This is a genomic window from Streptomyces sp. CNH287, from assembly GCF_000424825.1.
Genome location: NZ_AUKQ01000019.1, coordinates 24,432 through 38,409 on the forward strand (window position 1 = coordinate 24,432; position 13,978 = coordinate 38,409).

Genomic DNA, 13,978 nt, shown 5'->3' on the forward strand with positions numbered 1-13,978 from the left:
CGGGGACGGGTGCGGGGCCGTCCCCTGCGCTGCTCACTGGTCCGACGAGAAGCGGACCGATCCGGCGGCGAGTTCCGCCCCGCACCAGATCCGTATCCCTCCCCGCAGTTCGTTGTCGGCGCCGATCACCGCGCCGTCCCCGATCACCGCGCCGTCCAGCACCGCGCGGGCACCGATCCGCGCGCCCGCGCCCACCAGCGACTCGCGTACCCGCGCGCCGGGCTCGATGACCGCGCCGTCCAGCAGCGTGCTGCCCTCGATCCGCGCCCCCGCGCCGACCACGGCGCCGCCGCCCACCGCCGTGCCGCCGGTCAGCTTGGCGTCGTCGGCGACCCGGGCACCGGCCAGCACCAGGCTCTCGCCGCGCCGGCCGGGCACCGCCGGGGAGGGGGCGCGGCCCAGCACCAGGTCGGCGGAGCCGCGTACGAACGCCTGGGGCGTGCCGAGGTCCAGCCAGTAGGTGGAGTCGACCATGCCGTGCAGGTACGCGCCCGCGGCCAGCAGGTCGGGGAAGGTCTCGCGTTCCACCGAGACGGGGCGTCCGGCCGGGATGGTGTCGATGACCGAGCGCCGGAAGACGTACGCCCCCGCGTTGATCTGGTCGGTGACGATCTCCTCCGGGGTCTGCGGCTTCTCCAGGAAGGCGGTGACCCGGCCGCGCGCGTCCGTGGGCACCAGTCCGTACGCGCGAGGGTCGGCCACCCGCGTCAGGTGCAGCGAGATCTCGGCGCCGGAGGTGGTGTGCGCGGCGAGCAGGGCGCGGATGTCGAGGCCGGTGAGGATGTCGCCGTTGCAGATGAGGACGGGATCGCCGGGGGCGGAGTCGAGCCGGGCGGCGACGTTGCGGATCGCGCCGCCGGTGCCCAGCGGCTCGTCCTCGGTGACGTACTCCAGCCGCAGGCCGAAGTCGCCGCCGTCGCCGAAGTACGGCTCGAAGACCTCCGCCAGGTAGGAGGTGGCCATCACCACGTGTTCGATGCCGGCCGCCCGCAGCCGGGCGAGCTGGTGGCTGAGGAAGGGGACGCCGGCGGCCGGGACCATCGGTTTTGGCGTGTTCACCGTCAAGGGCCGCAGCCGGGTGCCCCTGCCTCCGACCAGGAGGACCGCCTCCGTACCGGCCGATCCAGCCCGCCCTACGGGACCGACGGCTTCGGATGACGCTCTGATCTGCATAGATCCCCCTGGGAAGCGGGTGACGCGCGGGGATCGACTCCGGCGCGTCCGATTGCTTCCGGAGATTCTCCCCCACCTGCCGCCACCGGCATACGCACCCGCGTCATGACCTGACCGGGGCCTCCTGTCCGGTTCTGCCAACGCGGGCGGGCGGCGGGTGCGGCGGCGGGCGGTGCGCCGCCGCGGGCGTCAGCGGCCCTGGAGGCGGCCGGCGGTGGTGCGGATGGAGCCGAGCCGGTCGTAGAGCTGCTTGCCGGGGCACTCGGTGCTGAATCCGTCACGGTGCCCGGAGACGGTGCGCATCCGCACCTTGCGGCCCTTGGCGTACTTGCCGCCGGCAGAGGTCATGGTGGTGGTGCCCTTGGCGTTGACGCCGAAGAGTCCCAGCTTCCAGGCCGTGATCTTGGCCACGGCGTCCTGCGCGGCACGGGAGGGCTGGGCCTTCCCGAACGAGCCGAGCACGGCGACGCCCATGCTGTTGCTGTTGAAGCCGTAGGTGTGGGCGCCCTGGACCGGCTCGACGACGCCGCCCGCGCGGCCCTCGTAGATCTTGCCGCACTTGTCGACGAGGAAGTTGTAGCCGATGTCCCGCCAGCCGCTGCTCTTGACGTGGTAGCGGTAGATGCCGCGAATGATCGCGGGCGCCTCGGCGCAGCGGTAGCCGTTGGTCATCGCGGTGTGGTGGACGAAGGCGGCCTTCACCGTCCGGGTGTAGAGGTAGCCGCCGTCGCGCAGGTCCGGGTCGGCGCCCCAGCCGGTGCGGGTCACGATGCCGGGGCGCGGGCCGATGTGCTTGCCGCCCCCGGCGGCGGCCTCGCCCAGGCCCTGCGCGGAGGCGGCGGCCTCGGTCTCGGCCTTGCTCAGCGCGGGCAGCTCGGCCAGCCGGCTCTCGGCGCTCTCCGCGTGGCCGACGCTCTCGGCCTTGTCGGCGGCGCTCTCGCCGTCGGCGGTGCGCCCCGTCTCGGCGGTGCGCTCCGTGCCGTCCCGGTCCTGCGAGCCGTCGCCGTCCCGGCCGCGGGGCTCGGCGGCGCCCGGGCCCGCGTCCGCGTCACCCGGGTCGATCAGGTCGAGCCGCAGCCCGCGCGGCAGGCCGTCGCGCCCTTCGGGGCTCACCCGCAGCTGCACTCCGTCGGACGCGCCGGTCCACAGCGGGTTGGTCGCCCCACGCACGCTGCCGCGCGCACGCTCCCCCGGAGCGGCGTCGGGGGCGTGCGCGCTGTGCACATCCAGCTCGCGCCACCCGGACCAGGCGCCCGTGTGCGCGGAGCGGATGCGTACCTGCGCCCGCGCCCGCAGCTCCTCGGCCGCGTCGTCCCAGATCAGCCCCAGCAGAGCGAACGGCCGGACCGTGCGGGGGGTGAGGCCCCGTTCGCCGGCCGTACGGGCGGGCGTGTCCGCGTCCGCCCCCCGGTCGCCGGCCGCGGGGCCCGGCGAACCGGCCGGACGGACCGGCCGGAGGTCCAGCGACTGCGTGCTGCCGGGCAGCACTGGTGCGGCGGGCCGGGCGGCGGGTGCCCCGCCGTCCACCGCCGGCGAGTGCTGCCCGGCGGCGGGCAGCGCTCCGGCGGGCGGGGCGAGCGGGATCAGCAGGGCGGCGGCGGAGAGGACACCGAGCGAGGTGAGAGGAAGTACGCGCATAGCCCTGATCTTGGACATACCCCCGCATATCTGTCCATCGGGGAACTGACGCCCAGTCGCCCCGACGGCACGGCAGCACCCGCCCCACGCACCCCCGTTGGCGCCTCGGGCGCCCCGTACCCTTGTGCGGATGGACACCCCCGACCGCACCCCCGCCGACCTGCTGGCTTCCGCCCTGGCCACGGACCCGTCCCGCCCGCTGGTGACCTTCTACGACGACGCCACCGGCGAGCGGGTGGAACTCTCCGTCGCCACCCTCGCCAATTGGGTGGCGAAGACCGCCAACCTGCTCCAGGACGAACTCGCCGCCGAGCCCGGCGACCGCCTCGCCCTGCTGCTGCCCGCACACTGGCAGTCCGCCGTCTGGCTGCTCGCCTGCTCCGCCGCCGGGGTGGTGGCCGAGGTGAACGGCGACCCGGGCAAGGCCCGCCTGGCCGTCTCCGGACCGGAGACCCTGGCGGCGGCCCGCGCCTGCACCGGGGAACGGGTCGCGCTCAGCCTGCGCCCGCTCGGGGTGCGGTTCCCCGAGCCGCCACAGGGCTTCATGGACTACGCGGTGGAGGTACCGAGCCAGGGTGACCGCTTCGCTCCGTACGCCCCGGTCGGCCCGGATGCGCCCGCGCTGGCCGTGCACGGCCCGGCGGACGGCACCCGCGGACTCCCCCTGGAACTGACGGGGGCGCAGGTCGTGGAGCGCGCCCGCGCCGACGCGGCGGCCCGGGGCCTCGCCCCCGGCTCCCGCGTCCTCTCGCTGCTTCCGTACGACAGCTGGGAGGGCCTCTCCGCCGGGCTTTACGCGCCGCTGGCCGCCGGGGCCTCGGTCGTACTGTGCCGCAACGCCGACGGGCTCTCCCCGGAGGCGCTGGCGAGCCGCCGGGAGAGCGAGCGCGTGACCCACAGCGCGGAGTGACCCCGGAGGGCGGGCGCGGTGCGAACGCGCGGGGGCGGACCGTCATCGGCAACCGCGAGGCTGCGCACCGTCCGCAACGAGATTTCCCGCGCGTACAACCAAATACCCGTTCCGGCCGTCTGTCCCTGTGACCGAAGCCCGCACACCTGTACCCCCGGTGGGTGCGGCGGTGCGAGTCCGGCAACCGAAGACCTCGCGAGGGATGGACACACGTGACCGACGCCAGCCCGGCACCGGCCGAAGAGCCAGCTGCCGACGACCCGGCGGCGGCAGACGACCCGACGGCAGGCGGGACGACAGCGGAACCGGCGACCACCGAACCGGCAGCCGCCGAACCGGCGCCTGCCGAGCCCGCAGGCGCGGAGCCCGCCCCTGCCGAGCCCGCAGGCGCGGAGCCCGCCCCCGCCGAGCCCGCACGCGCGGAACCCGCACCCACCGAGCCCGCGCCGCCGCCCGTGCGCCGGCGCCGCTGGCTGCGCTGGGCCGCCCTCGGCACCTCGGTCCTCCTCCTCGCCGCCGCCGGCACGGGCTGGACGCTCTACCGGAAGCTCAACGGCAACATCACCACCGACCAGGACACCGCCCGGGAACTGGAGCGGCACGAGGCCGAGCGCCCCGCCCCGGCGGACAACGAGGCGCAGAACATCCTGCTGCTCGGCTCCGACAGCCGCGAGGGCGAGAACTCCAAGTACGGCCGTGGCGGCGGCACCCAGCGCTCCGACACCACGATGCTGCTGCACCTGCCCGAGGACCGGGCCAGCGCGACGGCCGTCTCCCTGCCGCGCGACCTCATGGTGGACATCCCCAGCTGCCGCAAGGCGGACGGCGGCAGCAGCGAGGCGCAGCACGCCCAGTTCAACTGGGCCTACGAGTTCGGCGGCGCGGCCTGCACGATCCGTACCGTCGAGAAGCTCACCGGCATCCGCATCGATCACCATCTGATCGTCGACTTCACCGGATTCAAGGACATAGTGGACGCCGTGGGCGGCGTCGAGGTCTGCCTGAAGAAGGCGGTCAGCGACACCGACGCGAAGCTCCACCTGGAGTCGGGGAGACAGATACTCCAGGGCGAGGACGCGCTCGGCTACGTGCGCGCCCGCAAGAGCTTCGACGGCAGCGACACCCAGCGCATGGACCGCCAGCAGCAGTTCCTCGGCTCACTGGTGAAGAAGGTGCGCACCAACGGCGTGCTGCTCAACCCGGCGAAGCTCTACCCCTTCCTGAACGCGGCGACCTCCGCGCTCACCGCGGACGCCGGGCTCAACTCGCTCAAGGAGCTGTACGACCTCGCCAGCGGGCTGCGGGACATACCGGAGGACGAGGTGCGCTTCCTCACGGTGCCGCGGCAGCCGTACGCCCTGGACAGCAACCGGGACGAACTGGTGCAACCAGAAGCGAACCAGCTCTTCACGTTGCTGCGCGAGGACGCGCACATAGAGGTCGACGACAAGCGCTCCAAAGACGGGAAGAAGGGCGATGAGGACGGCAGTTCGTCCCCCACCTACCGGGGTACGACCGCCGCCCGTGACTCATGTGCGGGGGAGGGTGCAGAGAATGCGGCGGATTGACCGTTTGTAAGCCAGTGGAATGTGTCACCGACGTCGCTGCGCCTGGAAGTCGGCGGATAGTGTGAGCGATCCGGTCCGCCCTCCGGGGCGCCAGGCGGCATAATGGAGGACTTTCGCAATCGTGGACGCGCATGGCCGGCGGCACGCGGGCGATATCGACCCCGCGGATCAATGGGTGTTCAATCCGGACACCGGCAGCTACGAGCTGCGGCTGACGCCTTCGAACGGCGGCACCCAGCCCCAGGGCACGCACGAGAGCGGTCAGCCGACCGCGCCCCTGCGCCAGGTCAGACCGTCCGCCCGCAACGGCGCGCAGAGCGGAGATTCCGGCGCTGACCGGGGCTCCCCCGGGCCGCGCGGCGCGCGCTCCGGCGGCGGCAGGCGCCGTGCGGCCGGCCACTCCGCCGAGGGCGGTGCCACCGGCTCCGGCGGTTCGGCGGGTTCGGGCGGCTCCGATGACTCCGGCGGTACGGGCGGCCCGCCCGGAAACGGCGGCTCGGGCGGTTCCGGCGGCACCGGCGGGCACAGCCGCCGCAAGCCGAAGAAGAAGCGGAGCCGCAAGCAGAAGGTGCTGCTGTGGGGCGGCGGCAGCATGGCGCTGCTGCTGGTCAGTGCCTGCACCGGCGGCTACCTCTACTACCAGCACCTGAACAACAACATAGACAAGGTCGACGTCGGCATCGACAATCCGGCCGTCTCGGACGGCCCGGTGAACATCCTGGTCATCGGCACGGACGACCGCACCGGTTCGGGCAACGAGGGCTACGGCGACGCGGGCAGCGTCGGCCACGCGGACACCACGCTCCTCTTCCACGTCTCGGCGGACCGCTCCAACGCGACGGTGCTCTCCATCCCGCGCGACATGGTCACCGACATCCCGGACTGCCCCACCAAGCAGGACGACGGGTCGACCAAGACCATCCCCGGCGAGCAGAACGTCCGCTTCAACACCAGCCTCGGCCAGCGGGGCCGCGACCCGGGCTGCACCTGGCGCACCGTGCAGAAGCTGACCGGGGTGGAGATCAACCACTTCATGATGGCCGACTTCAACGCGGTCAAGGAGCTGTCCAGCGCGGTGGGCGGCGTCGAGGTCTGCGTCGCCAAGGACATAGACGACCCGAAGTCGCACCTCAAGCTGGACGCGGGCAAGCACACCATCGAGGGCGAGGAGGCGCTCGCCTTCGTACGGACCCGGTCCTCGGTCGGCTTCGGCAGCGACCTCAGCCGCATCGAGCTTCAGCAGCAGTTCCTGGGCGCGATGATCCGCAAGATGAAGTCCGGCGGCACGCTGACCAACCCGAAGAAGCTCTTCGGCCTCGCGGAGTCGGCGACCGAGGCGCTCACCGTCGACACGGGGATAGGAACGATCAAGAAGCTGATCGCGCTGGGCAAGGACCTGCGCCGGGTGAACACGGACAACATCACCTTCGTCACCACCCCGGTCCTCGACAACCCGGAGAACAAGGCGCTGGTGATACTGGACGAGACCAAGGCCAGGCCGCTGTTCAAGATGGTCCAGCAGGACAAGTCGCTGACCGAGACCAAGAAGGACAAGGCGGCCAAGGACAAGGCGGCCGAGGACGTGAAGGCGAAGCCCGCGCCGGCCGCCGAGGTCCGGGTGGACATCGTCAACGGCGGCGGTCCGGTCGGCGCGGCGCAGGCCACCGTCACCTGGCTGCAGAACGAGAAGGGCGTGACCCTGTCGACCAACGCGGGGAACGCGCCGGAGGAGCTCGCCAAGACACGGCTCGTCTACGCCGCCGACCAGGCCGGACAGGCCGCCGCGCTGGCCAAGATGATGGGTCTGCCGGGCTCCGCGCTGAAGAAGTCGGGCGCGGAGGCCGGGCCGCAGGAGGCGATGAAGCTCACCCTCGGCAAGGACTTCACCGGCGCCGGAGAGCCGATCAGCGCCCCGGAGAAGGCGCCGGAGGGCGTGCGGGAGGTCAACGCCGGTGACAAGAACGTCTGCGCGAAGTGAGCCCGGCCCCCGGCGCCGCCGTCGGCACGGCGCCGGAAGCACCGCCATATGAACATGGGGAGGTCCCGTGCGGCATCGCAACGGCGCCCGTAGCGAAGACGGCCGCACGAACACGCCCGCGACGCATGCGGCCGGTGACCGCGGCCGGGGCGGCGAGCCGTACGACGGCGAGGGCGCCGTCGGCGGAGGCGGCAGGCGCGCCAGACGCGAGGGCGACCGGGGCGGCGCGAGCAACGCGGGCGGCGGCGCCGGGCGCGGCCGGAAGCGGAAGCGGCCCAAATCCGTGAAGCGCCGAATATTCACCTGGTCCGCGCTGACCCTCTCGGTCCTCGTCCTCGCCACCGCGGGCGCCGGGTACCTCTACTACCGGCACCTGAACAACAACCTCGACAAGGACGACCTGAACCTCGGCGACAACAAGCTCGGCCGCAGCGCGCCCAACGCCGACGGCCAGCGCCCGCTCAACATCCTGCTGCTGGGCTCCGACTCACGCGCGTCGGACAAGAACGTGAAACTGGGCGGGTCCCGGGCCGACCGGGACCGGGCGCCACTCGCGGACGTCCAGATGATGCTGCACGTCTCGGCCGACCGCAGCAACATGTCGGTGATCTCCATCCCGCGCGACACCAGGGTGGAGATCCCCAAGTGCACCGACAAGGACGACGACAAGATCTATCCGGAGACCAACGACAAGATCAACTCCAGTCTCCAGCACGGCGGTCCCGGCTGCACGGTCGCCACCTGGGAGCGGCTGACCGGTATCCCGGTGGACCACTTCATGATGATCGACTTCGCCGGGGTGGTGTCCATGGCCGACGCGGTGGGCGGCGTCCCGGTCTGCGTCGACAACAACGTCTACGACCGCAAGTCCGGACTCCGGCTGGAGAAGGGCGAGTCGGTCGTCAAGGGCGAACAGGCCCTCCAGTGGCTGCGTACGCGCCACGGCTTCGGCGACGGCACGGACATAGGCCGGGCCAAAGCTCAGCACATGTACATGAACTCGATGGTCCGCCAGCTCAAGTCGGGCACCAAGCTCACCGACGCGGGCAAGCTGCGCAACCTCGCCGAGTCCGCCACCAAGGCGCTCACCGTCGACCACGGCCTGGGCAGCGTCAAGAAGCTGTACGACCTGGGCAACGACCTCAAGCAGGTCCCCACCAAGCGGATCACCATGGCCACCATGCCCTGGGAGTACGCGCAGGGCGGCAGTTACGTGGTCCCCAAGGAGAACGACGCCGAGAAGGTCTTCTCGATGGTCCGGCAGGACATCGCGCTCGACGGCAAGGACAAGCGGCGGCCGAAGCAGGACGACTCCGAGAAGTCCGGCGACCGGGCCGCGCCCAAGGCCGAGATCGGCGTACGGGTGATGAACGGCACCGGGACCGCCGCGCAGACCCCCGTCACCGGCCGCGCGGGCACCGTCGCCGAGTACCTCGCGCAGGACGGCTTCACCCAGGCCGTCGCCGACCAGTCCCCCAGGTCGCAGGCGGACACGACGGTCAGCTACGCGAACGAGGACCAGCACGGCGACGCGCTCGCGGTGGCCAAGGCGCTGAACATCCCGGAGCGGCTGGTCAAGCACTCCTCCGCGGTGGAGGACGTCACCCTGGTGGTGGGAGCGGACTGGCGGTCGGGGCCGGAGTACCCCAAGGCCACGGGCGGCGGCGACAGGGAAGAGGACAAGACGCCGGACACCACGGACATGCTCAACGGCGACGACAAGAAGGCGTGCATGAACGTGAACCCGAACAACACCTGGTGACACCGCCCGCAGTGGGCGCGGCGGCGCGGCCGGGGCGCCCGCCGCCCGCGCGCCGCGCGCGTCAGTCCGCCGCGGCGACGGTGTCGCGGCGGCTGGCCCGCACGTGGCGGGCCAGCTTCCGCGGGCTCGTGAGGAAGCCCCAGCCCCACGACATGTGCATGGTCGCGAGCGCGACCGGGATACGCGCCCGCGCCGCGGCGGGCAGCCCCTTGCCCGCCGGCAGCGACCCGGCGACCAGTGCCGCCACGTACCCCGCCGGCACCACGAAGCCCCACGGCGTCACGACCGCGCCCACCACGGCGCCCGCCGCGATGGCGCACAGCGCCGTCGGCGGTGCGAGGTAGCGCGGGTTGATCGAACCGGCGTGGTAGCGGGCCACGACGTGCCGCCAGCGCCCGTAGTTGCGATACTGCGTGGCCAGCGCCCGCACGCTGGGGCGCGGCCGGTAGGAGACGCGCAGCTCCGGCGAGAACCAGATGAGCCCGCCCGCCTCGCGGATGCGGAAGTTCAGCTCCCAGTCCTGCGCCCGGATGAACTCCTCGTTGTAGCCGCCCTGCTGCTCCAGTACCTCGCGGCGGAAGACGCCGAGGTAGACGGTCTCGGCCGGTCCGGCCTCGCCCCCGGTGTGGAACGCGGCGTTGCCGACGCCTATCCGCGCGGTCATGGCGGCGGCGACGGCGTGCTCCCAGTCGTTCTCGCCCTCGGCGTGCATGATGCCGCCGACGTTCGCCGCGCCGGTCTCCTCGAGCAGCCGCACGGCGGTGGCGATGTAGTCCGGCGAGAGCATGCCGTGACCGTCCACCCGTACGACGACCGGGTGCCGGGACGCCTTGATCGCGGCGTTCAGCGCCGCGGGCGTACGGCCGCTCGGATTGGGCACGGTGTGCACGCGCGCGTCCTCGCGCACCAGTTCGGCGGCGATCTCGTCCGTACGGTCCGCGGAGGGGCCGAGGGCGATCACCACCTCGAGCGCGCCGTCGTACTCCTGCTCCAGGATGTGCCGCACGGAGGTGCGCAGATGCCGCTCCTCGTTGAGCACGGGCATGATCACGGAGACGGCGGGGGCAGCAGATCCAGTCACAGCGGTCACGTTACCGCGAACGGGGGACGCCTTCGCACGCCAGCCGGGTGCCGCCGGGCCGCCGCACGGCGTGTGGGCTGCGGTGCGGAGATCATATGTGTCTACGGTGCGATGGCCATCCAGGCCCGGCCGGCTCCGAGCCTGCCGGGTGGCCGCCCGTCGGAGGCCACCCGGCACACTCCGGTACCGGCCCCGGCCCACCGCCGCGGAGGTCCGTCTTGCCCGCACCGGCACATCCCCAGCCGCCACCCCGTCCCCCTTACGCGCCCCGTACGGGCCGCCCGCCGCACGTGTACGCGGGCCGTGCGGCCCGTCCGGCCCCCCGGCGCGGGCGGCCGGCGCGCGGGAGACGGCCGCGCTGGGGGCTGCGGCTGGTCGCGGCCACGTCCGCGCTGGTGCTGACCACCAGCGGGGTGGGCCACGCACTGGTGACCGGGCTGGAGTCGGGGGTGCGCCGCGTCGACCCGTTCACGGGCCTCCGGGACCGGCCGGACGCCTCCGAGGGGCTCAACTTCCTGGTCGTCGGCGTCGACAAGCGGGGGCAGCTGAGCCGCGAGGAGCGGCACAAGTACCGGCTCGGCAGCACCTCCTGCGACTGCACCGACACGCTGATGCTCGTCCACCTCTCCGAGGACCGGGACCGGCTCAGCGTGGTCAGCCTGCCGCGCGACACCTACGTCAAGCTCCCCGAGCACACCGACGAGAGCACCGGCCGGCGGCACACCGCCTACCCCGCGAAGATCAACTCGGCCTACACGCACGGCGGTCCGCACCTGACCGTCCGCACGGTGGAGCAGATGACGGGCGTGCACGTCGACCACTACCTGGAGGTCGACTTCACCAGCTTCATGCGCACCGTGGACGTGCTGGACGGCGTCCCGGTGTGCACCGTACGGCCGCTGAAGGACCGCTACTCCGGGCTCGACCTGCCCGCGGGCACCTCGCGGCTCAGCGGCGCGGAGGCGCTGGCGTACGTACGGGCGCGGCATCTCGACGGCGCCTCGGACCTGGGGCGGATGCAGCGGCAGCAGCGCTTCATCGCCTCCGTCATCGGGCGGGCGACCGACAGCGGGGTACTGCTGAACCCGGTGAAGTTCAACAAGTTCGCCTCCACCGTGCTGGCGTCGGTACGTGCCGACCGGGGTTTCGGCGGTGACGAGATGCTGGCGCTCGGCGAGAACATGCGGGGCTTCACGCCCGCCTCCTCGGAGTTCGTCTCCGTCCCGCTCAAGGACGTCGACCACCGGGTCGACGGGCTCGGCTCCACCGTGACCTGGGACCGGCGGCGAGCGGCGAAGCTCTTCGCGGCGCTGCGCGAGGACCGGCCACTGGCCGGGAAGGGGAAGGCGGAGAAGGAAGGGAAGGGCGGGGCGCCGCAGGGTGGCGCGGGCAGGGACGGCGCGGCCAAGGGCGCGGCGGACAGGCGCGCCGCGGTGCCGGTCGACGTGCCCGCCCCGCAGATCCGCGTCCAGGTCGAGAACGGCACCGGACGCGCCGGGCTCGGCCACAAGGCCGACACCGCGCTGCGCGGCACCGGCTTCAACACCACGGGCATCCCGCGCAACGCGGCGCGGCAGGACGCCAGGAAGACCGTCATCACCTACGACCCGCGCTGGAACCGCTCCGTGCGCACCCTCGCGGCGGCGCTGCCCGGCGCGACGCTGCGCAAGGAGAACGGGCGCGGGCCGACGATGCGGGTCACCGTCGGGGCGGACTTCACCGCGGTGCGCGCAGTGCGTCCGGCGGACGTGATGCCCGCACCCGGCTCGACCGGGCAGGACGGGAAGGGCGGGAAGGGGTTCCAGGCCGTCACGGGTGACGAGGTGACCTGCCCCTGAGCGGGCCGGGGCAGCGGGCCGGGGCCGGCGGGGCAGCGGCCCGCGGGTGTGCGGTGCCGCGGCCCGGGCCGCGGCACCGCTCCGGCGCTCCGGGTCAGGTCGTCACCTCACCCGTGGGCACCGCCGGGCCCGTTCAGCGGATGTTGACGTCGATGCAGGCGTAGAACGCGTTACCGGTGTCCGCGATGTTCCAGACCGCCAGCACCTTCTGCTTGCCGGAGACGCCGCCGAAGTTGACGCTGTGCGACACCGAGGCGCCCGGAATCCTGCCACCGTCGTTGAACTCGGCGACCTTCTGCCCGCCCGCGTAGTACTGCCAGGTGCTGGTGGCGTGCCGTGCGGTCAGGCGCCAGGTGAACGTCTGCTGGCGGCTGACGTCCGAGACCCGCCAGCCCTTGCTGTTGTCGTCGAGGTCGGCGAAGCGGGAGTTTCCGCCGCTGCAACTCGTGAGCCCCTTCGGCCCCTCGACGCTCTGCGGCTCCCACTTGATCTGTCCGCAGGACACGGTGCCCGCGGCACACTGTGCCTGGCGACTCGCGGGCGAGTTCACGTAGCCGTGCGCGCTCGCGGACGCGGACGGGAGGGTCACGGCGATGAGCGGAGCGATACCGGCGCCGATGACGAACGCCAGTTTGCGTTTGTTGTTCATGCCAGCTCCTTCACGGTGGAGATCGCGGACCGCCTGCCGGAGGTGGGGGTGGCAACGGGTTCTGCGGACCCGAGGCCTTCAGGCGGCTTGGTGCTCCTGGCCGACGCGAAGACGGACGTACCGCCAGCGGTGAGGGATGCAGCCGCCCCGTGAAGTGATGACGGCTGCGCAGTGGTCGATTCGGATTCACGTGACCATTAGTCTAGACCTATTCCATTGTCTGACCACGGTCAACCCTGGACACCGTGAAACTCTCGGAATCGGCGCCGATTGGCCGAGTTGCGCCTCTGGACTGTCGCGGAACGGTGGATTCGGCGGGGTATGGCGAGGTACGGCGGGGAGCCGTCACCGCTCGGCGTGGTAGCCGCCGACCCCTTCATCGTCCCCGCCCGTCCACAGCGTCTCGTCGTACGCCGGGCCGGGCACCTCGACGATGTCCTGCGCGCCCGCGGCACCGGTGCGCCCGGCCGGGGCGGGCAGCGCCTGCACCTCGCTGAGGTCGATTTCCAGCCGCTCCGCGTCGTTCACCAGCCGCCGCACCGCCGGCACGTCCCCGTACCGGCCCCGCAGCTCGCCCACACAGCGCCGCAGCTCCGCCACCGCCCGCTGCACCGCCGCCGTCTCCGCCGTCGCCGTGCTCGCCATCCCGGTCACACCCTCAGCTCGCTCGAAGTCCGCGTGTTCCGCAGGTTCCGCGTGTTCCGCGTGTTCCGCGTGTGCAGCACTTCTAGACGGCCGGAGGCGGGAAACAGGGGCATTCACCCCGGCGGTGGCGTGTCAGGGCGGGGGCAGGGGGGGCCAGGGCCGGGGCGGAGCGCCGTCAGTCGTCGAGAAGGCCCTCGGCCGCGCGCCTCTCGCGCAGGTCCTTGATCGCCCGGCGCCGCGCCAGCCGGTGCGTACGGCGGATCTGGGCCTCCTGGTAGCGGCGCCGGTCGCGCTCGCTCTCCGGCACCACCGGCGCCACGGAGCGCGGCTTGCCGTCCTCGTCCACGGCCGCGAACACCAGGTACGCGCTGCCGACCTGCGTCGCCGGGGTCGACTCGTTCCACCGCTCCGCCAGCACCCGGACGCCGACCTCCATGGAGGACCGCCCCGTCCAGTTCACCTGGGCCTTCACATGGACGAGGTCCCCGACGCGCACCGGCTCCAGGAAGACCATCTCGTCCATGGAGGCGGTGACCGCCGGTCCGCCGGAGTGCCGCCCGGCGACCGCGCCCGCGGCGTCGTCCACCAGCTTCATGATCACGCCACCGTGCACGGTGCCCAGCAGATTGGTCTCGCTCGCGGTCATGATGTGACTGAGCGTGGTACGGGAGGCGGCGGTCGGCTTGCCCGGTAGGGCACCGTCCGCCGCCGTAAGAGCCTGGTCGGTCATGCCGTC

Annotated in this window: 11 protein-coding genes; 5 read left to right on the forward strand and 6 right to left on the reverse strand. The window is 72.6% G+C overall.

Features of this window, described 5'->3' with window-relative positions:
• Positions 1–33: 33 nt before the first annotated feature.
• Both manB and H299_RS0119835 read right to left on the reverse strand, forming a co-directional pair.
• On the reverse strand, positions 34–1,173 hold the full coding sequence (manB, locus tag H299_RS0119830; RefSeq protein WP_051262653.1) for a mannose-1-phosphate guanylyltransferase: 1,140 nt from the start codon (positions 1,171–1,173) through the stop codon (positions 34–36).
• 189 nt (positions 1,174–1,362) lie between these two features.
• Positions 1,363–2,811 carry an N-acetylmuramoyl-L-alanine amidase gene (locus tag H299_RS0119835; RefSeq protein WP_027749832.1) on the reverse strand — a complete coding sequence of 483 codons (1,449 nt, stop codon included), beginning with the start codon at positions 2,809–2,811 and terminating at the stop codon, positions 1,363–1,365.
• A gap of 130 nt (positions 2,812–2,941) precedes the next feature.
• Here H299_RS0119835 and H299_RS0119840 point away from each other — a divergent pair, with 130 nt between their 5' ends.
• The 4 genes from H299_RS0119840 to H299_RS35125 all read left to right on the forward strand — a co-directional run bounded on the left by H299_RS0119840 (position 2,942) and on the right by H299_RS35125 (position 9,029).
• Positions 2,942–3,721 (forward strand): TIGR03089 family protein, encoded by a 780-nt coding sequence (locus tag H299_RS0119840; protein WP_027749833.1) that lies wholly within the window; start codon positions 2,942–2,944, stop codon positions 3,719–3,721.
• Between the two features lie 212 nt (positions 3,722–3,933).
• Positions 3,934–5,289 (forward strand): LCP family protein, encoded by a 1,356-nt coding sequence (locus tag H299_RS0119845; RefSeq protein ID WP_027749834.1) that lies wholly within the window; start codon positions 3,934–3,936, stop codon positions 5,287–5,289.
• Positions 5,290–5,410: 121 nt separating this feature from the next.
• Positions 5,411–7,267 carry an LCP family protein gene (locus H299_RS0119850; RefSeq protein ID WP_027749835.1) on the forward strand — a complete coding sequence of 619 codons (1,857 nt, stop codon included), beginning with the start codon at positions 5,411–5,413 and terminating at the stop codon, positions 7,265–7,267.
• A gap of 67 nt (positions 7,268–7,334) precedes the next feature.
• A complete protein-coding gene (locus H299_RS35125) occupies positions 7,335–9,029 on the forward strand; it encodes an LCP family protein (RefSeq protein WP_078512884.1) in 1,695 nt (564 codons plus the stop codon).
• Positions 9,030–9,090: 61 nt separating this feature from the next.
• On the opposite strand, the gene H299_RS0119860 is transcribed toward H299_RS35125, so the two are convergent.
• Entirely contained in the window at positions 9,091–10,074 is a 984-nt protein-coding gene (locus tag H299_RS0119860; RefSeq protein ID WP_051262660.1) for a glycosyltransferase family 2 protein, read from the reverse strand.
• Positions 10,075–10,328: 254 nt separating this feature from the next.
• Between H299_RS0119860 and H299_RS0119865 the strand changes: the two genes are divergently transcribed.
• On the forward strand, positions 10,329–11,948 hold the full coding sequence (locus tag H299_RS0119865; protein WP_027749837.1) for an LCP family protein: 1,620 nt from the start codon (positions 10,329–10,331) through the stop codon (positions 11,946–11,948).
• A 133-nt stretch (positions 11,949–12,081) separates the two neighbouring features.
• Here H299_RS0119865 and H299_RS0119870 read toward each other — a convergent pair whose 3' ends face one another.
• From H299_RS0119870 to H299_RS0119880, 3 genes are all read right to left on the reverse strand, one after another.
• A complete protein-coding gene (locus H299_RS0119870) occupies positions 12,082–12,597 on the reverse strand; it encodes a lytic polysaccharide monooxygenase (protein ID WP_027749838.1) in 516 nt (171 codons plus the stop codon).
• Positions 12,598–12,942: 345 nt separating this feature from the next.
• Entirely contained in the window at positions 12,943–13,242 is a 300-nt protein-coding gene (locus H299_RS0119875; RefSeq protein WP_037759760.1) for a hypothetical protein, read from the reverse strand.
• Between the two features lie 175 nt (positions 13,243–13,417).
• The gene (locus H299_RS0119880) at positions 13,418–13,972 is read right to left on the reverse strand and encodes an acyl-CoA thioesterase (RefSeq protein WP_027749840.1); all 555 of its coding nucleotides are present in this window, start codon (positions 13,970–13,972) and stop codon (positions 13,418–13,420) included.
• Between the last annotated feature and the right edge of the window lie 6 nt (positions 13,973–13,978).

Excerpts from the sequence above, each read along its gene's own strand:
- manB (WP_051262653.1), bottom strand. The coding sequence starts at position 1,173 with ATGCAGATCAGAGCGTCATCCGAAGCCGTCGGTCCCGTAGGGCGGGCT.
- H299_RS0119835 (WP_027749832.1), bottom strand. The coding sequence starts at position 2,811 with ATGCGCGTACTTCCTCTCACCTCGCTCGGTGTCCTCTCCGCCGCCGCC.
- H299_RS0119840 (WP_027749833.1), top strand. The coding sequence starts at position 2,942 with ATGGACACCCCCGACCGCACCCCCGCCGACCTGCTGGCTTCCGCCCTG.
- H299_RS0119860 (WP_051262660.1), bottom strand. The coding sequence starts at position 10,074 with ATGCCCGTGCTCAACGAGGAGCGGCATCTGCGCACCTCCGTGCGGCAC.
- H299_RS0119870 (WP_027749838.1), bottom strand. The coding sequence starts at position 12,597 with ATGAACAACAAACGCAAACTGGCGTTCGTCATCGGCGCCGGTATCGCT.
- H299_RS0119875 (WP_037759760.1), bottom strand. The coding sequence starts at position 13,242 with ATGGCGAGCACGGCGACGGCGGAGACGGCGGCGGTGCAGCGGGCGGTG.
- H299_RS0119880 (WP_027749840.1), bottom strand. The coding sequence starts at position 13,972 with ATGACCGACCAGGCTCTTACGGCGGCGGACGGTGCCCTACCGGGCAAG.